Source organism: Methylocystis sp. H4A, assembly GCF_015709545.1.
Taxonomy (GTDB): Bacteria; Pseudomonadota; Alphaproteobacteria; order Rhizobiales; family Beijerinckiaceae; genus Methylocystis; species Methylocystis silviterrae.
In genome coordinates this window covers 272,634-291,349 of record NZ_JADNQY010000027.1, presented here as the reverse complement: position 1 = coordinate 291,349, position 18,716 = coordinate 272,634, and the positions used below count along the sequence as shown (strand labels likewise).

Below are 18,716 nucleotides of genomic sequence, written 5' to 3'. Positions count from 1 at the left end.
CGGCGCAGGCGCGAGCGCTCGGCTCTCAGGCGTCGCGAAACAAGCCGGGGATGTTGGCCTCATACCACGCCCTGACATCGGCCAGCGCCGGATGGCGGAGGCTCTTTTTAAGATAGGATTCAACGCGCGGCAGATGCGCGAGATATTGCGGCTTGCCGTCGCGCTGATCCAGCCGCGCGAAAATCCCCAGGATCTTTGTCGCGCGCTGCGCCGCCAGGATCGCATAAGCCTTGGCGAAAGCGGCCATGTCGAATGCGGCGTCGGCGTCGCGGCGCAGTTTGGCGTAATGGGCGAGGAGCTTCAACTCCAAATCGTCGGGCACGTCGACGCGGGCGTCCTGCCCTAGCGAAGCGACGTCATAGGCGGGATGGCCGAGCACACAGTCCTGGAAATCGAGGATGCCGATCCGCGCCAGCCCATTGCGCTGCGCGAGCCACAAAAGATTGGGAGAATGATAGTCTCTCATAGTCCATGTCGGCGTCCAAGTCGGCGCGGCGCTCGCGACATCAACAAGCGCCTGGCGCCAAAGATTGAGAAAGATGGCCTTGGCGCCGGACGAGACCGACGTCTTCTGGCGCGTGAGATACCAGTCGACGAGCAATTCCACTTCGATCAGCAACGCGTCGAGGTCATAGGGCGGGATGCGGTAATCGCCGCCGCCTTCGACCGCGATCACATCCGGCAGGCGCTGCGCGTGAAGATAGGCGAGCGCGCCCGCCGCTTCGAGATAGCGCTCGACGATCGGGCCGCTCCCGTCAACGACGCCTTCGCCGCCAAGATCCTCGATGATCAGTAGGCCGGCGTCGACATCTTTGGCGTAGACTTCCGGAGCCGAGAGCCCCAGGCCGCGCAGCCCCTGAGACATGGCGACGAAAGGAACGACGTTTTCGGCGAGGCGCGCGATGGCGCTGTAGGATTTGCCGAAACGGATCGGCGGTCCGTCCGGCCGCGCCGGCGAGATCATCAGAATCGCGCGCTGTCCATTTTCCTTTTCGAGCCGCTCATAGGCGCGCGTCGAAGCGTCGCCCTGCAGGAAGCGGCGCGCGGCGTGGGCCCAGCCCGCCTTTCGCAGAAGTTCGCGCAGCGCCTTGAAGGACGCGAGGCGCGACACGAAGCCGCCATAGCCGGAAATGGTGAGCCGACGCGCCTCGCGATTATCCCCATCGACGAAACTCAGTCGCACTTCGAGACGATCGGGCGAGAGCGCTTCGCGCGCACGTTCGGCCCATTCGACGAGCACGATCGCGTCGTCCGTCGCCTCCTCCCAGCCTAATCCCTCAAGCTCCGCCGTTTTCTCCAGCCGATAGAAGTCGGCGTGGACGACGCGATTGCCTGCGCCCTCGTAGACTTGCATCAGCGTGAAGGTCGGGCTCGGCGCCTCGAGCCGCGGGTCTTCGACCAAAGCGCGGATCATCGCGCGCGCGAACGTGGTCTTGCCGGCGCCGAGATCGCCCGAAAGCATGACGGCGTCGCCGATGCGTACGAGCGTCGAAAGTTCTTGCGCCAGTTCGATCGTCTCGGCCTCGCTGGCGACATCGAGGCGCCAGACCGCTTTCGGCGCGGACTCCTCGCTCATTCGGCGCCCCCAGCGCTCGCCGCGAGGAGACGCGCCTCTTCATGCGCGGCATGCGCCGGAAAGATGCAGGTTACGGTCGTGCCTTCACCAGGGGCGGAATCAATCAAGACCCTGCCGCCATGAAGCTCCATCAAGGCGCGCACGATGGAAAGGCCGAGCCCGACGCCGCGGTGGCGGGAACCGGCAGTGTGCGACTCAAAGCGATCGAAGATGCGTTCGAGAATTTCCGGCGAAATGCCGCGGCCGCGATCGGTGACTTTGAAGACGATTTCGGTCTCGCGCCGCAACACGGCAAGCGTCACCGTCTGTCCCGGACGCGAGAAGCCGATGGCGTTCGAAAGAAGATTGAACAGGATCTGGCGCACGCGTTTGGCGTCGCCGCGGAACCTTCCGACATCGTCCATTGCGACGATCTGCACGTCGATCGAATTTTCGGCGAGCCGATCCTGCACGCCTTCGATCGCGGCGCGCATCGTCGCCTCGACGTCGACCTCGGAAACTTCAAGCTCCAGCGCATCTTCGTCGATGGTCGCCAGATCGAGAATATCGTCGACGATGGCGAGCAGCGCCGCGGAGGATTTGTTGACATAGCCAAGATATTCGCGCTGGCGCGGATTGAGCGGGCCGGTCGAGTCCTCTCCGAGGAGATGCACGAAGCCGTTGATGTTGTTGAGCGGCGAGCGCAGCTCATAACTGACGTGATGGATGAAGTCATTGCGCAGCTTTTCGGCGGCGAGCAGCGCCTTGTTGCGGTCCGTCAGCGCGCGCTCGACATTCACGTCGGCGGAAACGTCGACGAAGGTGAGGAGCGCCGCGCCGTCGAGCAACGACTGCGCCGTGCAATCCAAGACGACGCCATCGCTGCGTTCGATGCGCCGGGTGAAGCCTTCGCGCAGTTCATTGAGACCGGTGACAAAGCCCTGCAACGCCCCCCATGTCTCCTCTGTGGCATGCAGCGCGCAGCATTTCGCGGCGAGCGCGTCGAAGCGCGGCCGCTTCGTAAGCTCCTCGGGATCGAGCCGCCACAGATGGGCGAAGGCGGGATTGCTGAACTTCAAACGCCCGTCGGAACCGAAAACCGCCACGCCCTCGTGCAGCGTCTCGAGCGTTTCGCTCTGCATGCGGGCAAGCGCGTTGAAACGCGTCTGGAGATCGTAAGCCTTAGTGGCGTCGTCATAAAGATAGGTGACGCCGCCTTTGGGATTGGGATGCGCGACGACGTCGATAATACGACCATCCGGCAAATGCCATGTGTGACGAATGGGCTCCGGCGAGCGATAGGCTTCGAACAGCCGCTCCTTCCAGGCCCTGTAATCCGACTCAACGGGCACGCGCTGCTCGGCGCGCAGACGGTCGAGAATCTGTCCGTCGGTCGGCCGTTGTTCGAGGAACCTTGGGTCAAGCTGCCACAGCTTGGCGTAAGCGTCGTTGCTGTACATCAGGCGCCGCGTGCGATCGAAGCTCGCGACCGCCGTCGGCAGCTGATCGAGCGTGCGCACATGCGATTGCATCTGCTGTTCAAGATCGGCGCGCACCGTCTCAACCTCATGACGATCGATCGCGATGGCGGCGGCGGCGCCCGCGGCGGAGGCCTGTGTGACGTCGAGCCGATGGCGCTCGCCCGCGACGACGGCGTTGACGCGCTCGCGCCAGACGCTGTTTTTGGCGCGCGCGTCCTCGGCGGCGCTGCGGGCCGACTGGTCGAGCAACTCCAGTTTGCGGGCGAGGGCGTCCTCGGGATTCTTCGCTTCGACCGCCTGCGCATAAGCGTCGTTGACGAAGACGAGTTCGCCCGCGTCGTCGCGTATCCAAAATGGCGCGGGCAGCGCCTGAAGCATCGCGCGCAGACCGGAGAGTTCAGATTGCGCCGACGCGTAGCGCTCGCGAAGGCCGATCAGCTCCAACCGGTCGCCGGAGACTTCACGGATACGCAACACGACGCTGCCGCCAACCGCTCGGCCGTCGGCGTCAAAATGCCGACCGGCGACGCCGGCAAGCGCCAAGCGGAAGCTTTCGCCGCTCGTTCGCAGACGGTCGACGGCGCTTTCGAGCGCCTGAGCGTCTTTGGGCGCAAGCCAGGCGCCAAAGCTCAATATGCGGCGCGGCGCAGCGACAGCCCCGGTCATGATCAGAGATGAAGAATGGATATCGGGCTCGGCGTCGGGCGCCGTCCAGGCGACGAAGATCTGCGGCTCGGAGGCGAGGAAGGTTTTTGCCCGCCCCAGTTGGGCGCGAGCGTCGTCGAGTTCGACGCTCAACGCGGCTTCGCGGCGACGCCAGGCGGCGCGTTCGCGCACATGCGTCGTGACGATGGCCGCGGCGAAAATCGCCAGTCCGCCGCTAAAGGCGAAGCTGACGATCTGCGGATCGATCGCCAGATCCTCGAGGAAGCCTGCCGCGCGCGCCGGCGTCGACTCGAGCCATAAAAGCAAGGACCCGAGGGAAGCGCCGACAAAGGGAGGAGCGCCAGAGTGGTTGATCGCGCGCCGCCGTCTCGTCATTGCGAGGACGACTCCGCTTGCAAGCGATCGAATTGGCGCGTCATGAAAGCCGGTCTCCACGGTCAATTGCGGGTGCTCATCACAACAACGCCGTAAACGGTTCTTGCAGAACGCGGACGCAGCCTGCCGGGCGCAGGATGCGGATCGGCTCCGACGACAGGAAGACGGAGGGCTCCGTCGGTGGCCCGCCGCGCCGCACACGAATCAACCCCAATCTAAAGCGCAATTACTCAAAACGGAATCGGCGTTTCGGCGCGTAAGCCGGGGCCTCTCAAAAGACGGCCTCGCTCCAGGCAAGGAGCGAGGCCGCAAATCGACGAATACCTGAACCGGGTCAGTAGCGGTAATGGTCCGGCTTGAACGGGCCGTTCTTTGGCAGGTTCAGATATTTGGCCTGCTCATCGGTCATCTGCGTCAGCTTCACACCGATCTTGTCGAGATGCAGCGAGGCGACCTTCTCGTCCAGATGCTTGGGCAGCGTGTAGACGCCGACCGGATACTGGCCCTGCTTGGTCCACAGCTCGATCTGCGCCAGCGTCTGATTGGTGAAGGACGCCGACATCACGAAAGACGGGTGGCCCGTCGCGCAGCCGAGGTTCACGAGGCGGCCTTCGGCGAGCAGCAGGATGCGCTTGCCGTCCGCGAACTCGATCTCGTCGACCTGCGGCTTCACATTGTGCCACTTCAGGTTCTTCAGGCCGGCGACCTGAATCTCCGAGTCGAAATGGCCGATGTTGCAGACGATGGCGCGGTCCTTCATGACGCGCATATGGTCGACGGTGATGACGTCGACATTGCCCGTCGCCGTGCAGAAGATGTCGCCGCGCGGCGCGGCGTCTTCCATCGTCGTGACTTCATAACCTTCCATCGCCGCCTGCAGGGCGCAGATCGGGTCGATTTCGGTGACCAGCACGCGGCAACCGGCGTTGCGCAGCGAAGCGGCCGAGCCTTTGCCCACGTCGCCATAGCCGGCGATGACGGCGACCTTGCCAGCCATCATCACGTCAGTGGCGCGGCGCACGCCATCGACGAGCGACTCGCGGCAGCCATAGAGATTGTCGAATTTCGACTTGGTGACCGAGTCGTTAACGTTGATCGCCGGCCAGAGCAGCTTGCCCTCCTTGTGCATGACATAGAGGCGATGCACGCCGGTGGTCGTCTCTTCGGTGACGCCTTTGATCGCCTCGGCGTTGCGCTTGTAGAAGCCCGGATTGGCCTTCAGGCGCTTCTTGATCGAGGCGTAGAGAACCTCTTCTTCTTCATTGGAGGCGGTTTCGAGGAAGGCGACGTCGCCCTGCTCGGCGCGCAGGCCAAGGTGGATGAGCAGCGTCGCGTCGCCGCCGTCGTCGAGGATCATGTTCGGGCAGCCGCCGTCGCCCCATTCGAAGATCTTGTGGGTGTAGTCCCAGTAGTCCTCGAGGCTCTCGCCCTTCTTGGCGAAGACCGGCGTGCCCGTCGCGGCGATGGCGGCGGCGGCGTGATCCTGCGTCGAATAGATGTTGCAGGAGGCCCAGCGCACATCGGCGCCGAGCGCCTTCAAAGTCTCGATCAGCACCGCCGTCTGGATGGTCATATGGAGCGAACCCGCGACGCGCGCGCCTTTGAGCGGCTGCGACGGGCCATATTCGGCGCGGGTCGCCATCAGGCCCGGCATTTCCGTCTCGGCGATGGCGATTTCCTTGCGGCCCCATTCGGCCAGCGAAAGGTCGGTGACGGCGAAATCGTTAAAGTGATGTGCGGTCATGCGAAATCCTTCTGTTTCTCGTGCGCGCTCGGCCGCGGCTGTCATTCCCGACGCTTCGCCTGGGCGAAGCGGTGGCGAATCCGAGCAAAGCCTTCCTTTGGCGATCCTTCGGCGAGCGAAGCGATCGGCAATCCACAGCAACGCCAGCATTTCTACGTCGGCGCTGGATTCCCGGACAGGCCTGCGGCCTGCATGGAATGACGCGCCAAGCGAACGGCTCAACCGAATTCCCGCCGCTGGTCCAGCCCAGCGGCTCGGAGCCAGCCTATAGCAGGGGCGGCCGAGAAAGGCAATAAAGATATAAACATTTCTTTATGTCTATCACTGCAGAGGCCGAGTCGTCGCAACAAAACGAAACGAGCGCGCCAAAATCTCGACACAGCCGTGCGGAACCCTAGGTTTGGAACTCGCCGCTGGCTCGAAGCCGCGAGTGGATGAACTCCCGACCTTGAACGAACCCGCATCAAGCGCCGCCGATAGGCGATGGATCCTCATTGTAGAGGACGACGAGGATATTCGATCGCTCTTATCGAAATATCTCGGCGACAACGGGTTTGAGGTGATGCTTGCCCGTGACGGCAGACAGATGGACGAGGTTCTCGCGAGCGCGCAGGTCGATCTCATCGTGCTCGACGTCAACCTTCCCGATGAGGATGGATTTTCCATCTGCATGCGCTTGCGGAACTCGGGAAGCCCCCCATTGATCATGCTGACCGCGCGCGGCGAAGAAACGGACCGGATACTCGGCATCGAACTCGGGGCCGACGATTATCTGGTCAAACCCTTCGTTCCGCGTGAACTGCTGGCGCGTATCGGGGCCGTCCTCCGGCGGACCGCCCCGGATCTTGAGTCGTCCCAGAACATTAGCGCCTATAGGTTTTCTGGATTCCTCCTGGACTCTTCCACACGGCGCCTGTTGGGCCCGACCGGCGTAAGGGTGATTCTGACCAGCGCGGAATTCGACCTGTTGCTGACGCTCTGCCGTAATCCCGGAAAAATATTCTCGCGCGACGAGCTGAAGGCGTCGTCCACGACCGAGCGGAGCGTCGACATCCTGATCAGCCGGCTTCGTCAAAAGATCGAGAATGACCCGCGAGACCCGACGCTCATTCAGACGGTCCGCTCGATGGGCTACACGTTCACGGCGAAAGTCAGCATTCATTGAAAACGTCCGCGCTCCGAAACATCAATGTGCAGCTGGGACTTCTCCTCCTCCTATGCGTCGGCCTGTTCCACGCGGCGGTGACGACCATCCTTTTCCTGTCAGAACCCGCTCCCGGCCACCCTCGCGACCTGAGCGCCTCCATTGTCGTGGCGACTTTGACGGCGTTGGACGCCGCTTCCGCAGCGGAAAGGCCAGCAATCGCCACAGCCTTTAACGCAAATCTTCCGGGGTTTCACGTCGCGCTCTCAGAGCCGGGAGTCGCCGCGCGCAACGGGGGACAGCCAGTTTATTTCCGGTCTCGCCTTCCCTCCGGAGTCGAGATCGAAGCCCGCGACGGCGACAAGCGATTTAGCGGGTCGTTGCATGACGGTCAGCAATTCCTGCTCGACGCTCCGACCCGGCCTCCCCGATTTCCTGGGTTCGCGATGATTCCCGTCGGCTTCGTCGCGATTAGTTTGTTCGTCTTCTCCTTATGGGCCGCGCTGTCGCTGACGCGTCCCCTGACGAATTTCGTGAACGCCGTCGAATCCTTCGGCCTCGACAGTGTTCCGGCGCAGCTCGCCGAGACAGGACCCGAAGAGGTCCGCAAGGCGACGCGGGCCTTCAATCGCATGCAGCGTCGTATCGCCGAGATGGCCTCTCAGCGAACGCGGATGTTGACGTCGGTCAGCCACGATCTTCGGACCCCAATCACGCGCATGCGTCTGCGCGCCGAATACATTGAAAGCAGCGAAACGAAAGCGAAACTGCTGCGGGACCTCGACCAGATGGAGGCGATGGTCGGCGGCTGCCTGGACTACCTGCGCGGTGGTTTACAGCAGGAAGTCGTGGCGCTGGATCTGGCGAGCCTGCTGCAGGCGATTGTCGATCAGTTCGTCGATGTGGGCGCCAATGCGCGCTACGACGGAATCGATCACGTCAATGTTTTGGGCAGTCCGGACAATCTCGAACGCGCATTCTCCAATCTTATAGACAATGCGGTGAAATACGGGGAGAGCCCTGAAATCCGGCTGCTGGAAAGCGATGACGCAGCGGTCGTCGAGATCGCCGACAGGGGTCCGGGAATCCCCCAGGAAAAAAGGGATTTGATGCTGGAACCCTTCGAGCGAGGGGACGTAGGCGCGTCCGCGAACGCAAACGCTGGCTTCGGGCTAGGCTTGGCGATCGCCCGCGGGATCGTGGAAGCTCACGGTGGACGCCTCACATTGGATGAGCGGACCGGCGGCGGCCTGATCGCCAGGGTGTCGCTGGCCAAAGCTGAACTCGAAACAAAACGAAACAAACTGAGCAAATAAATGTCTCCAGGCAATCCGACCTTGAAGACCCAAAGGGGGTCATCGGGATGTCGATACACCAATCAGCTCCGGGCCGCGCCGCGCTATCGGGAAAAACCGTCGCAGTCGTGCATCCTGCATGGCATTCCTGCGGAACGCACCAGGTCATCGCTAGTCAAATAAAGGCCTATAAGAAACTTGGAGCGCGCGTGCTCTCCGTTGCGCTTATGGACGATGTCACGCCCTCGATCGGCCGCGGCGAGCGCTGGAAGAACTACCGTTTGCATAGTCAGGACCTCGCCGACGACGAGAGATATGAATCATCCGCCACGATCGCGGACCTCTTCAAGACAGCGCTCCTAAAGGACGGTTGGTGGCCCTTGATCCATGGCGACCACGCAACCTGGCTCGTGGAGCTCGTGAAGCGCGCGCCTCTGCCCGAAGCGCTCGATACGGGCGCCATTGACCTGATCCACGCCAACCATTTCTTCGTAATGCCCTTCGTCGAAAGACTGCGCGAAAGGCGCCGCATTCCCGTCGTGCTAGACACTCACGACATTCAGGCGCGGCAGTACGAGCTACGCAATCGCGCTGGGTTTAGCATCCCGCCGCAGGTTCGCTACAACAGCATGCTCGCGATCGAACTCCAATGGATCGAGCGCGCCGACCTATGCATTCACTTGAATTCGGAAGAGTATGCGACGTTCGGCGAGCTGCTGCCTCAATCTCGTCACAAACTGATCTATCCGTCGATAGCCCCCGTGGCTCCCCCCCCCAATGGCGATCAGGCTATTTTTGTCGCTGGCGACAACGCCGCCAACTACATCAGCGTCCGATGGTTTCTGAAATATATTGTGCCGCATGTTCCTGAAATGTCGATTTCGATTTTTGGCGACATCGCCGATGGCGTGAAAAGGCGTGACAGGCCGTTGTATGAAAAACATCGCAATCTTTTCCGCGGCAGGATAGCCGATAAAGACGCCGCCTACGCCGACGCAGCTATCATTCTCCTCCCAACAAGAGAAGGGCACGGCCTTTCAATCAAGACCGTGGAAGCTCTGTCCAGCGGACTTCCGGTCATCGCGACGTCGAAGGCGTTCAGGGGCATGGAGATCGATCCGTCACGGCTTCGCAACGTCTATATTGCGAATGACGCCAGCGAATTCGCCGCCGCCATGATCAAGTGTCGCGCCATGAGCGAACGAAGCGTTCCGGTGGCGAGCGATACGCGCGCGCTATACGAAGAGAGATACTCATTGGAAGGCTTTGCGCGTCGGCTCGGGGACGTCGCATGCAAGTTGATGGTGGACGATCCCCGTACGCCGTTGGATGCTGGATACAGAAAAACAGCGACCGGCGCCTCGACTGATCCCGCTCGGCGCCATTCGCCAGCTGATTGATCAAGCCGCGCGACTTGCCGGCGAAACGCCGATCAGCCGCCCAAATCTACATCCCTGAAACCAATCGCTGGACCGCTCGAAAGCGCGCGTCCGCGCTTTCGAGATCGATTTGCGCTTCCTGTGATCGTCGAAAATGGTGAACTTCTTTCCTGGACCATCCTTCGCTCCCGCGCTCGGTCAAGTTCAGGGAAGGCGACAGATTGTGCTCCTCGACGCGCGAGTTCGGGCGATCTATCGTCGCCGTGGCGAGCTGAACGACGAACACTGCCGAGACGGGTCATAAGCAGCAGATTGGCCGGATCGGCGACCCTCCAGCCTACCCTTCCCGCTCCCCATGATCTATACGGATCGCAGCGCAACTCCGCCCCCGGTAACCCGCCGCCATGTTCTCCGCCCTGAAAAACTTCATCAACGACCTCACCGGCGAGGCCGAGCGGCCCAAGGCCTTTGAGGCCGCGGACTATCAGCTCGCCGCCGCCGCCCTTCTCGTCCATATCGCCTCGGTCGACGGCGAATTCGACGATAAGGAAAGGGCGCGCATTCATCAGCTCGTTGAGGCGCGCTTCGGCCTTCAAGGCGACGCGGCGGCCGAATTGATCGACTCCGCGCAGGAGAGCGAGCGCGACGCCGTCGACCTCTATCGCTTTACGAGCGTGCTGAAGCGCCGGCTCGATGAGGACGGGCGCCGGCAGATCGTCGGCATGCTCTGGGACATGGCGCATGCCGACGGCGCCGTTCACGAATTCGAGGAGAATGTGGTCTGGCGCGTCGCCGAATTGCTCGGCGTTTCGACGCGCGAGCGCGTCGAGCTGCGCCGCGAGTTCCGCGACGCCGCCGCGCCGACCCCAACCGGCCCCTGGTCGCCGAGCAAGGATGGCGGCCAGTGACGCGCCCCGTCGCGGTCATCACCGGCGCGTCCGACGGCATCGGCGCGGCGCTTGCCCGCATCTTCGCCGCCAACGGCCATGAGCTCGCGCTCGTCGCCCGTCGCGGCGACCGGCTGGAGGCGCTAGCCGACGAAATCGCCGCCAATGGCGGCGTCCGCCCACTCCCCATCGAACTCGATCTTACAACTGAGGACGCCGCTGAGACGCTGTCGGAACTCCTGGGCGAGGCGGGCCTCACGCCGCGCTTCCTGGTCAACAACGCCGGATTTGGCCTCTTGGGCCGCGCGATCGAGCTCGACGCCGCCGAGCAGCTCGCGATCGTCGATCTCAACATGCGCGCGCTCACCGCGCTGACCTTGCGCTTTCTGCCGCCGATCGTCGCGGCGAAGGGCGGCGTCCTCAACGTCGCCTCGGTCGCGGCCTTCATGCCGGGACCGGGCTTTGCCGTCTATTACGCCACCAAGGCCTATGTGCGCTCCTTCAGCGAAGCGCTGTCGCAGGAATTGAAGCCGCTGGGGGTGAAGGTGGCCTGCCTGTGTCCCGGTCCGGTGCAGACCGGCTTCCAGTCGCGCGCCGGCTTGGATTTTTCGGGTGTGATGGGCGCGATGAAGCCCGCGATGCTGCCGGCGGCGGAAGTCGCGCGTCAGGGCTACGCGGGTCTGATGGCCGGCAAGCGCGTGATCGTTCCCGGCTGGATCAACCGCATGTTCGTTTGGACCTCGGCGGTAACGCCGCGTGCGCTGTTGCTGCCGCTGCTCGCGTCCGCCCAGCGGCGGCGCTGATCAACGCTGGCGAAATCTGTCCGGCCACGGCAAAGGCGCGGCTCTGCTGGCCGCCCTCTGTTTACCTAGCCAGTCTTAATAATATCGACTGCAGATTTCAGTGGGTCGGTTGGAACTGTGAAAAACCCCTGGAATGGCCGATCGAGCTCCACCAGCAGAAAGATTGCCCCGGAGACGCATATGGACGCCGTAACAAGCCCAAGCGCCGCTGTCCAATGATGGTGCGAAATGACACCGAAATTAAAGAAAACCGTCACGAGCAGAGCGATCAGGAATATGACCACCTCGAGCGGTATATTGGCGTTCAAGTCGTTATATATTTTCCATCTTATGCCGGAAATTTCTTGCGTTAAATTAAGCGCGGCCGTCTTCGCCCATGATTTTTTCTCATCTTTCGCTTCTAAAGTGAGCACTGCTTCGCGAAATGAATCGATCTTGGCTTTTTTAAAGGGGATTATCCCCTTGACGCAAGTATGAGGTTATGGCATAGTTCCCGTCATTGGAGCTATGCAGATGACGACTCGTAAGCGCACCCGCCCATCGAAAGCCGGACAACGCGAAAGCAGTGTCCAAGCGTTTTCAGTCCGCGATTTTTTCGCGACATTCCCGAACGATGACGCCTGCCTTATCCGCGTTATGGAAGTCCGCTACGGCCTTCGCCACGTCTGCGGCAAATGCGGCGTCGAGAGCAGTTTTCATAAGATCACGGGCCGCCGCGCCTTCGCCTGCGCCGCTTGTGGCGATCATGTCTATCCGTGCGCGGGGACGATCTTTCAAGACAGCCGGACGCCGCTGCAAACGTGGTTTTACGCGATCTACCTCTTTATCGCGACGCGCCACGGCGTGAGCGGTAAGGAACTGCAACGGACGCTCGGCGTCACCTATAAGACCGCGTGGCGCATCGGCCAGCAAATCCGCGACCTGATGACGAAGACCGATGGCTTCGAAATGCTCAAAGGCCACGTCGAACTTGACGAAGCCTATGTGGGCGGCAAGCGTTCCGGCAAGCGCGGTCGCGGCGCTGAGGGCAAGACGATTGTCATGGGTCTCAAAGAGCGCGGCGGCAAGATCACGACGCAGGTAATTGAGAACGTGAAGCAAGAGACGCTGCGCGGCGTCGTTCTTGAGAATGTCGAGAAGGGCGCGACGGTTTCGACGGACGAACTATACAGCTACGGCTTACTAACCGGCGACGGTTACAAGCATGGCGCGGTGAAGCACGGCGCGAAGGAATGGGCTTATTACGACTATCGCCACGACGCGACGCATCACACGAACAATGTCGAGAGCTTCTGGAAACTGTTTAAGAAGTCGGTCGCTTCAACTCACATTCATATCAGCGCGAAGCACATGGACCGCTACCTTGGCGAGTTTTCTTTCCGTTCGAACCACCGCCAGATGCGGAACGCGATGTTCGATCTTCTGATAGCGGCGCTTTAACGAGCGCCGCCGCCAAGTCATCGAACGCTGCGCGATCGATAGGCCCGACGCCCCGAGCTTCCTCTTGATTGATGAACACGTCTAACTGGCTTGTGGCAATCGCCTCAGCTAGAGTAATTCGCGTCATTCCGCGGCTTCGCGATAAACCGGTGGGTTCTTAAGAAGCCTGCCCACAGACCACTTCTGCCGGCTCTGCCGTTCCCGCAGAATCGCCTTCATTTCCATTGACGTCGAGATCGCGTCTCGCCTCAGCGATGCGATTTCTGATGGTGTCAAATGACGGGGCTGCTCGAAGATGCCCTGCTTCGCCTTCTGTGAGACAATCAATTCCATAACCGAACTCCTCCCTCCACCACTCGCTCAACTGAGGATGTTTCTTCCTGAGTTGATACAATGTGCCTGGGCTCAGGCTTATGTCGTAGCTTCGGCCAACGCCGTTCAGCGCCAAAACGGACATCAGAACAACAGTGCCGCCGTGCTCTTCGATAAACCCTCGGAGGTTTGCCAACGTGCCACCAGCTGTGCACGTATCGTCGATTATAACGTATTCTGCGTTCTTTTCAACGTAACCGTCAAATGCTGGCGGCGACGCGAACCGATGGTAAATGGACGGCGCATGGCTGTGGTTTGCAACGGACGCTTGGACAATACCGGGGTCCGTGTCCAACCCCAAAACCCCGGCCAGAACCTCTCCGTAAGCCATTGGTATTTTGTTCCGCCCCGTAAGCTCTTCGGCGTGAACGGCAACAATCCTTGGCTTTTTGCCGGCAAGAACGCTCTTTATCGAAATCATTGCGGAGTCATCTATGCAATCAATAACTAGAGATATTGCTGAATCGCTGCTCGCTCCGCGCTTCGCGGGCGAGTAGCAAGCGTTATTCTTCATTGTCCAATAGGACGTCTGAGCAATTACGCTCGGGAATCGTGCTGGCCAAGGCGACCGTGCAACTTTCTTGCTCATGCAAATCACCTGAGGGAAGGGGGCGAATCGTTCCACCCCCTATTTCTATCAAAAAGTGAAACTCAGTTGTCTTGGCCAACCACGCGTATGTGTTCGAACGTGCTCAAGACGCCCAAGCCGCGTGCGGTCGTAGGCCCTGACAGGGACGCGCGAGTTATCCATCGCTGCACCTGCTGCGTTGTTCCCCTTGAAAACGGCAGCAGGACGTGCGACTCTTAGGTGCTAACTGGAGCTCGCGCCCGGCCACCTAAAAGCGGTTCGGGTTTGCCGCTTTTGATGGGAATGGTGGGGTAGGCCCTTGCGGGCCTACGGTAACGTCCGGGCTATGAACCACATAGCGCACCTCCTTCCTCATCAGTCGGTGTTGGAGGCCTTCCCCGCCAAGAGAATTCGCCTTCAACACATGAAGCTCTTTGACGCCCGCTCAAAAGGCGGGCGTTACTTTTTCCCCATGGCGAGAAGCTTCTGATAGCCCTCGAACCATTTCGATTGAATCTCTGGTGACCAATTCGGGTCGAACTCCGGGAATTTTGCGAGCAATTGACTGGCAACTCCGCGCTCGGCCCCGTCTCTACCGTTTTGCTCGTCCCTACGTTGCTGCTCTTGTGGTTGCTGCGCCGCTCGCGCGGGGGCCTGCCGCGTCTTCCGTTTCGACCCGTTGCCACCTGATGACGCGCGCGGTTTCGCCCCTTTGGTCAGGAATGGGCTTAGATGAACCCCCGCTTCTGTGGCTGCGTTCAAAAAGAACCGAACCCCTTTGCTCAAGGTTTCGCCCTCGCATGGGTAGGCCTTCTTGAAAGCCTCGCCAAACTCAGACGGGGACACGGACGCAAGAGGAAGGACAAACATCTGAGGGTATGAAGACCCCAAAACGGTATAGAGTGCCCCCTGCCATTCGTCAGTGCCATACGCTGCAACCAGACTCTTAAGGGCGTCTGTCGGACGCCCATCATCTTCCATCAGCTTAAGGAATTTGAGGGCAGTCATTAGTTGACCCTGCACCGCTCCCGAAAAGCTCCTGAGGAGGCTTTTGTCGATACGGTTAGGGACGACATGCTCCTTCAAAGGAGCGATGAAGGTCTTGAGCGTCTGGTATGCTATGTATGGCGCGGCTACCCGGCCCCTCGTCTGCGTGTCTTCGAAAGACATCGATGCCTCCTACCGTCGTGGAAGCGATATAACACCAACATACCGTATGCGCAACTCGCGGCACACCTGAGGCCGTAAAAAATGTTGACGGTATAACCTGCGCGGTTTCCTGTTGCAAAAACAGGAGGTTGACCATGTCTCGCAATGTTTTGGTCCGCGCTTTTGCTGCGGAGCCGGTGGCTATGATGGCTGTGGGTATGGAGCGCGGCCTTGTCTATGTGGCGAATCCGAATTCCGCCGAAAGGCTCAAAATGGGTCTGACTGAGGCGGTAGGCGTCCCGGAAGAAGATGTTTTTGACTTCGACGCGGACATATACCGCGAGTTTAAAAAACGATGGGAATTAGGGGAAAGGGATTTTTGGAGGTGAGGGGCTCAGACCCATCAACTTGTCTCAAGGGGATAATCCCCTTTTTAAAAGCCTCCTTTTGATCGATGTTATTGCCGCTTGCGACCTGCAATAGATCAATCTGACCCTGCAGAGTGCGCATGATTTTTGTTCTCGCTTCGTCGGCTTCGTCGCCAAACAAATCCAACACGCGATGCAACAAAACAACCTTGGACGCTTGCGTTCTGACCTCGTCAACCTTCTTATCAAAATTGTTTTTTGCCGTTACCAATAAAAAGCCGAGACATACTGCAAGCAATGAAGCAATCATGTTTCTCACGGCTTTGAATTGATCCCTTGATATTCCATCAAGCCAGCTCTCTTTCAGTCGTAGTGTAACAGAGAATCCAAATATACCTGCAAGCAATGTTGCAAAAAAAGTGACTATAGCTATATCAACGCTATTCACGAGGATTTTCCTCCGCAGGATCCTACCCGGCAAGGACGCCTTTTGCAGGAGACGCCCAGACCTTCGCCTGGCCGGAGCGACCCCCGACCGCCGGGAAATGATAAAATCCTACCCCCATATGACTGTTCGAAAACAAAAAAGCGAGCCTCGCGGCCCGCTTTCATTTCCTCACATGTCGGAGCGGTTATTCCTCGACGGCTTTCGGCTTCAGCACCTGACGGCCGCGATACATGCCGGACTTGAGGTCGACGTGATGCGGCCGGCGCAGTTCGCCGGAATCCTTGTCCTCGATATAGGTCGGCGCCTTGAGGGCGTCGGCGGAGCGGCGAAAGCCTCGCTTCATCGGCGACGTTTTTCTTTTCGGAACGGCCATTTATTCTCTCTCTAAACGAAGGCCGCGGACGGGAGCGCCGCGCGGCGGAAACTGGCGTTGGGCCTATACGCGAAATCTCGCCCCATGGCTACCCCGGCGATGGGCTTTTACCAGGGCGATCGGTCGCTGCGGCTTTCCGCCTATTGGACGGCGGCCGGCGGGACGGGAGCGCTCGCCGCCTTGTCATAGGCGTTCTTTTCGCCGCCCGACAGCATCGCCGGATCTTCCTCGATGAGCTGCTTTCCGCCGCGATCGTCGGCCGGCCGCGCGGCGACCGGCGCCGCCGCCAGGCCGGTCTGATGCGCGAGCCAGCTTCGCCAGTGATCGGCCGAGCCATTGAACGTGTTCTGGTCTACCGCGCCGGTGATGCCCGGCACGCGCCCGTCCGAGCGATACTGCCAGAACGTCCAGTTGCGGTCGCCGTAGCGAACTTTGGGATGGTATTTCGTCGAGCGGACCCAGATCGGATATTCGGATAGCGCATCGGAGTGCAGGATCGCCTGATAGAAGTCGACCGAGGAATAGATGATCGGCTTCTTGCCGTAATGGCGCTCCATCTGCGTGAGCATGTCCTTCATGTCGCGCAGCACTTCCTCGCGGTAGAGCGTGCGTTTGCAGGTTCCCGACGTCGGCGTCGCCTCGACATCGAGCACCGGCGGCAGCGCGTCGGGCTCATTCGGCACGACGCTGGCGAAATTGCCAATCTCTTCATGCGGCCGGCGGCACCAGTAAACGAAGTGATAGGCGCCGCGCGGCACGCCGGCGGCCTTCGCCGCCGCCCAATTGTAGGCGAATTTCGAGTCGACCCGGTCGCCGCCTTCCGTGGCCTTGATGAAGGCGAAGGAGACGCCCGAGTCCTTCACCTGCTCCCAGTCGATATTCCCCTGATATTTCGAGACGTCGATGCCATGGACAGCGAATTCGGCGCTGCGCGTCGCCGGGAATTTGTGCAGATCGGTCTCCGGCACGGCGTAGGCGAGAAAGCTCGGGTCGCGCTTGGGATTGATCAGCGGCGCGCTGGTCTGGAACCGCGGCCGGCGCGAGAAGCTCGGATCATAGGAGCTGCCGCAGCCCGCGAGCGTCGCCGCGAATGCAGCGCACACGAGGGCCGAGGAAAGCAGGGAAAAACATTTCAACGAGCGCATTTCTCCAAATTATCCCCGCAGGCGGTAACGGAGCGTAAACGCGCCGACGCGCCTCAGCCCAAATGGAACCACAAACTGGCTATTGTAAGGAAAGAGCTGTAGCCGACGACGTCAGTGATCGTCGTCACAAAGGGCCCCGAGGAGACCGCGGGGTCGAATTTCAGCCGGTCGAAAACGAGCGGCACCACAACGCCACCGAGCGCGCCGGCGACCAGATTCGTGAACATCGCCAAACCGATAACCGGTCCAAGGCCGACATTTTGAAACCAAGTCGCGGCGACGATCCCGGTCAGCAGGCCGAAGGCCGCGCCATTGACGGCGCCGATCGCCAATTCGCGGAAAATAATGCGTAGAGCGTTGGCGCTGGTGAGTTCCCTGGTCGCGAGCGCCCGCACCGCGACCGTCATAGTCTGGGTCGCGGAGCTTCCACCCTGCCCCGCGACGATCGGCCCGAGCACGGCGAGCGCCACCATCTGTTCGAGCTGCGCCTGGAAGCTCTTGAGCACGGAGGAGGTGATGAAAACGGTAATCATATAGATGAAAAGCCAGGTGAAGCGGCTCCGAACGATCCACCAGAAATTGTCGGTCAGCTCTTCTTCGGGGTTCACGCCGCCAAGCGCCAGGATTTCGTCCGAGGCCTGCTCCTGGATGACGTCGACGATATCGTCGATGGTGAGAACGCCGACGAGCCGTTCGGATCCATCGACAACCGGGACGGAAACGAGGTTGTAGCGCTCGAAGAGCCGCGCCGCCTCGGCGCCGTCCTCGGTCGCCTTCACCCGCCGCCGGTCCTCCTGCATGATTTCATCGAGCCGCACGCTTGGCTTGGCCCGCACCAGAGCGTCGAGGAAAACGGTTCCGAGCAGACGGTAGCCGGGATCGACGACGAAGACTTCGAAGAAGTTCTCGGGCAGATTCTCTTCGCCGCACTCTCGAAAAAAATCGAGCACGCGCCCCGCCGTCCAGAAGGGGGGCGCGGCGACAAAAGTCGTCTGCATCAGGCGCCCGGCGGAATCCTCGGGATAGTCCAGCGAGCGGCGCAGGACGATCCGCTCTTGCGCTGGGAGCGCATCGAGGACCTCCGCCTGTTCTTTCGGCTCCAGACCTTCGAGAATGGCGACGGCGTCGTCGCTTTCGAGTTCGCGCACGCCCTCGATGAGAGTCTCGACCGGGAGCTCCTCGAGGATGTCCTCGCGGGTCGCTTCGCCGACCTCCATCAGGGCCGTAAAATCGAAGTCCGCGCCCATCAGCTCAACGAGGCGCGGTCGCGCCTCATGGCTTAAGAGCTCCAGCAGAGCGCCAAGGTCCGCCTCATGCAAGTCGCCGACAAGCTCGTGAACGCGCTCCGCGTCGCCCAGGACGATCGCGCCTTCGACATCCAGAACGAATTCCCGGCTGAGAGACGCCTCTCCGCCGTCGCGGAAGTCCTCGGCGGGGGTCGCCGTATCTTCATGATCGAGCGGCATAGGCGGTCCCGCGCTATATTATGGTCGCGCTCTTAACCCGGGGGCGCGAGAAATCAAA

17 protein-coding genes are annotated in these 18,716 nt (G+C 60.9%); 7 read left to right on the top strand and 10 right to left on the bottom strand.

Annotated elements, in window-relative coordinates; translation table 11 throughout:
- Positions 1 to 25: 25 nt before the first annotated feature.
- The 3 genes from tsaE to ahcY form a co-directional block, all read right to left on the bottom strand.
- Positions 26 to 1,576: a tRNA (adenosine(37)-N6)-threonylcarbamoyltransferase complex ATPase subunit type 1 TsaE gene (gene tsaE / locus IYW40_RS16075; RefSeq protein ID WP_196401307.1), complete on the bottom strand. Its 1,551-nt coding sequence runs from the start codon at positions 1,574 to 1,576 to the stop codon at positions 26 to 28.
- On the bottom strand, positions 1,573 to 4,077 hold the full coding sequence (locus tag IYW40_RS16070) for an ATP-binding protein (protein WP_246720850.1): 2,505 nt from the start codon (positions 4,075 to 4,077) through the stop codon (positions 1,573 to 1,575). Before IYW40_RS16070 ends, tsaE begins: the two co-directional genes overlap by 4 nt.
- Positions 4,078 to 4,411: 334 nt before the next feature.
- Positions 4,412 to 5,821, bottom strand: coding sequence for an adenosylhomocysteinase (gene ahcY, locus IYW40_RS16065; RefSeq protein ID WP_196401306.1), 1,410 nt, complete (start codon positions 5,819 to 5,821; stop codon positions 4,412 to 4,414).
- Between the two features lie 448 nt (positions 5,822 to 6,269).
- Between ahcY and IYW40_RS16060 the strand changes: the two genes are divergently transcribed.
- The 5 genes from IYW40_RS16060 (at position 6,270) to IYW40_RS16040 (ending at position 11,329) form a co-directional block, all read left to right on the top strand.
- Positions 6,270 to 6,986, top strand: coding sequence for a response regulator (locus IYW40_RS16060; RefSeq protein ID WP_210327318.1), 717 nt, complete (start codon positions 6,270 to 6,272; stop codon positions 6,984 to 6,986).
- A gap of 359 nt (positions 6,987 to 7,345) precedes the next feature.
- Positions 7,346 to 8,281, top strand: coding sequence for an ATP-binding protein (locus IYW40_RS16055; RefSeq protein ID WP_246720849.1), 936 nt, complete (start codon positions 7,346 to 7,348; stop codon positions 8,279 to 8,281).
- Between the two features lie 608 nt (positions 8,282 to 8,889).
- On the top strand, positions 8,890 to 9,660 hold the full coding sequence (locus IYW40_RS16050; RefSeq protein ID WP_246720848.1) for a glycosyltransferase: 771 nt from the start codon (positions 8,890 to 8,892) through the stop codon (positions 9,658 to 9,660).
- A gap of 383 nt (positions 9,661 to 10,043) precedes the next feature.
- Positions 10,044 to 10,547 (top strand): TerB family tellurite resistance protein, encoded by a 504-nt coding sequence (locus IYW40_RS16045; RefSeq protein WP_196401303.1) that lies wholly within the window; start codon positions 10,044 to 10,046, stop codon positions 10,545 to 10,547.
- A complete protein-coding gene (locus tag IYW40_RS16040; protein ID WP_196401302.1) occupies positions 10,544 to 11,329 on the top strand; it encodes an SDR family oxidoreductase in 786 nt (261 codons plus the stop codon). Before IYW40_RS16045 ends, IYW40_RS16040 begins: the two co-directional genes overlap by 4 nt.
- 65 nt (positions 11,330 to 11,394) lie before the next feature.
- Here IYW40_RS16040 and IYW40_RS16035 read toward each other — a convergent pair whose 3' ends face one another.
- Positions 11,395 to 11,742 carry a hypothetical protein gene (locus IYW40_RS16035; RefSeq protein ID WP_246720847.1) on the bottom strand — a complete coding sequence of 116 codons (348 nt, stop codon included), beginning with the start codon at positions 11,740 to 11,742 and terminating at the stop codon, positions 11,395 to 11,397.
- A 100-nt stretch (positions 11,743 to 11,842) separates the two neighbouring features.
- Between IYW40_RS16035 and IYW40_RS16030 the strand changes: the two genes are divergently transcribed.
- On the top strand, positions 11,843 to 12,769 hold the full coding sequence (locus IYW40_RS16030) for an IS1595 family transposase (protein WP_196401301.1): 927 nt from the start codon (positions 11,843 to 11,845) through the stop codon (positions 12,767 to 12,769).
- A 157-nt stretch (positions 12,770 to 12,926) separates the two neighbouring features.
- Here the strand turns inward: IYW40_RS16030 and IYW40_RS16025 are convergent, their stop codons facing one another.
- A complete protein-coding gene (locus tag IYW40_RS16025; protein ID WP_196401300.1) occupies positions 12,927 to 13,730 on the bottom strand; it encodes a phosphoribosyltransferase in 804 nt (267 codons plus the stop codon).
- A gap of 438 nt (positions 13,731 to 14,168) precedes the next feature.
- Positions 14,169 to 14,879 carry a DUF5343 domain-containing protein gene (locus IYW40_RS16020; RefSeq protein WP_196401299.1) on the bottom strand — a complete coding sequence of 237 codons (711 nt, stop codon included), beginning with the start codon at positions 14,877 to 14,879 and terminating at the stop codon, positions 14,169 to 14,171.
- A 134-nt stretch (positions 14,880 to 15,013) separates the two neighbouring features.
- Between IYW40_RS16020 and IYW40_RS16015 the strand changes: the two genes are divergently transcribed.
- Positions 15,014 to 15,247: a hypothetical protein gene (locus IYW40_RS16015; protein WP_196401298.1), complete on the top strand. Its 234-nt coding sequence runs from the start codon at positions 15,014 to 15,016 to the stop codon at positions 15,245 to 15,247.
- Here IYW40_RS16015 and IYW40_RS21925 read toward each other — a convergent pair.
- From IYW40_RS21925 to mgtE, 4 genes are all read right to left on the bottom strand, one after another.
- Entirely contained in the window at positions 15,204 to 15,674 is a 471-nt protein-coding gene (locus IYW40_RS21925; protein ID WP_246720846.1) for a hypothetical protein, read from the bottom strand. The two genes, IYW40_RS16015 and IYW40_RS21925, sit on opposite strands and share 44 nt — an antisense overlap.
- A 184-nt stretch (positions 15,675 to 15,858) precedes the next feature.
- Positions 15,859 to 16,047, bottom strand: coding sequence for a 50S ribosomal protein L32 (rpmF, locus tag IYW40_RS16005; protein WP_196401297.1), 189 nt, complete (start codon positions 16,045 to 16,047; stop codon positions 15,859 to 15,861).
- A 140-nt stretch (positions 16,048 to 16,187) separates the two neighbouring features.
- Positions 16,188 to 17,192 (bottom strand): GH25 family lysozyme, encoded by a 1,005-nt coding sequence (locus IYW40_RS16000; RefSeq protein WP_196401296.1) that lies wholly within the window; start codon positions 17,190 to 17,192, stop codon positions 16,188 to 16,190.
- A gap of 53 nt (positions 17,193 to 17,245) precedes the next feature.
- Positions 17,246 to 18,658 (bottom strand): magnesium transporter, encoded by a 1,413-nt coding sequence (mgtE, locus tag IYW40_RS15995; RefSeq protein ID WP_196401295.1) that lies wholly within the window; start codon positions 18,656 to 18,658, stop codon positions 17,246 to 17,248.
- Positions 18,659 to 18,716 lie beyond the last annotated feature (58 nt).

Bases quoted from the DNA above. Each gene is read 5' to 3' on its own strand.
- IYW40_RS16020 (WP_196401299.1), bottom strand. From the start codon at position 14,879: ATGTCTTTCGAAGACACGCAGACGAGGGGCCGGGTAGCCGCGCCATAC.
- IYW40_RS16030 (WP_196401301.1), top strand. From the start codon at position 11,843: ATGACGACTCGTAAGCGCACCCGCCCATCGAAAGCCGGACAACGCGAA.
- IYW40_RS16015 (WP_196401298.1), top strand. From the start codon at position 15,014: ATGTCTCGCAATGTTTTGGTCCGCGCTTTTGCTGCGGAGCCGGTGGCT.
- IYW40_RS16045 (WP_196401303.1), top strand. From the start codon at position 10,044: ATGTTCTCCGCCCTGAAAAACTTCATCAACGACCTCACCGGCGAGGCC.
- mgtE (WP_196401295.1), bottom strand. From the start codon at position 18,658: ATGCCGCTCGATCATGAAGATACGGCGACCCCCGCCGAGGACTTCCGC.
- IYW40_RS16050 (WP_246720848.1), top strand. From the start codon at position 8,890: ATGCTCGCGATCGAACTCCAATGGATCGAGCGCGCCGACCTATGCATT.
- IYW40_RS16070 (WP_246720850.1), bottom strand. From the start codon at position 4,077: ATGACGAGACGGCGGCGCGCGATCAACCACTCTGGCGCTCCTCCCTTT.
- IYW40_RS16025 (WP_196401300.1), bottom strand. From the start codon at position 13,730: ATGAGCAAGAAAGTTGCACGGTCGCCTTGGCCAGCACGATTCCCGAGC.
- rpmF (WP_196401297.1), bottom strand. From the start codon at position 16,047: ATGGCCGTTCCGAAAAGAAAAACGTCGCCGATGAAGCGAGGCTTTCGC.
- tsaE (WP_196401307.1), bottom strand. From the start codon at position 1,576: ATGAGCGAGGAGTCCGCGCCGAAAGCGGTCTGGCGCCTCGATGTCGCC.
- IYW40_RS16000 (WP_196401296.1), bottom strand. From the start codon at position 17,192: ATGCGCTCGTTGAAATGTTTTTCCCTGCTTTCCTCGGCCCTCGTGTGC.
- ahcY (WP_196401306.1), bottom strand. From the start codon at position 5,821: ATGACCGCACATCACTTTAACGATTTCGCCGTCACCGACCTTTCGCTG.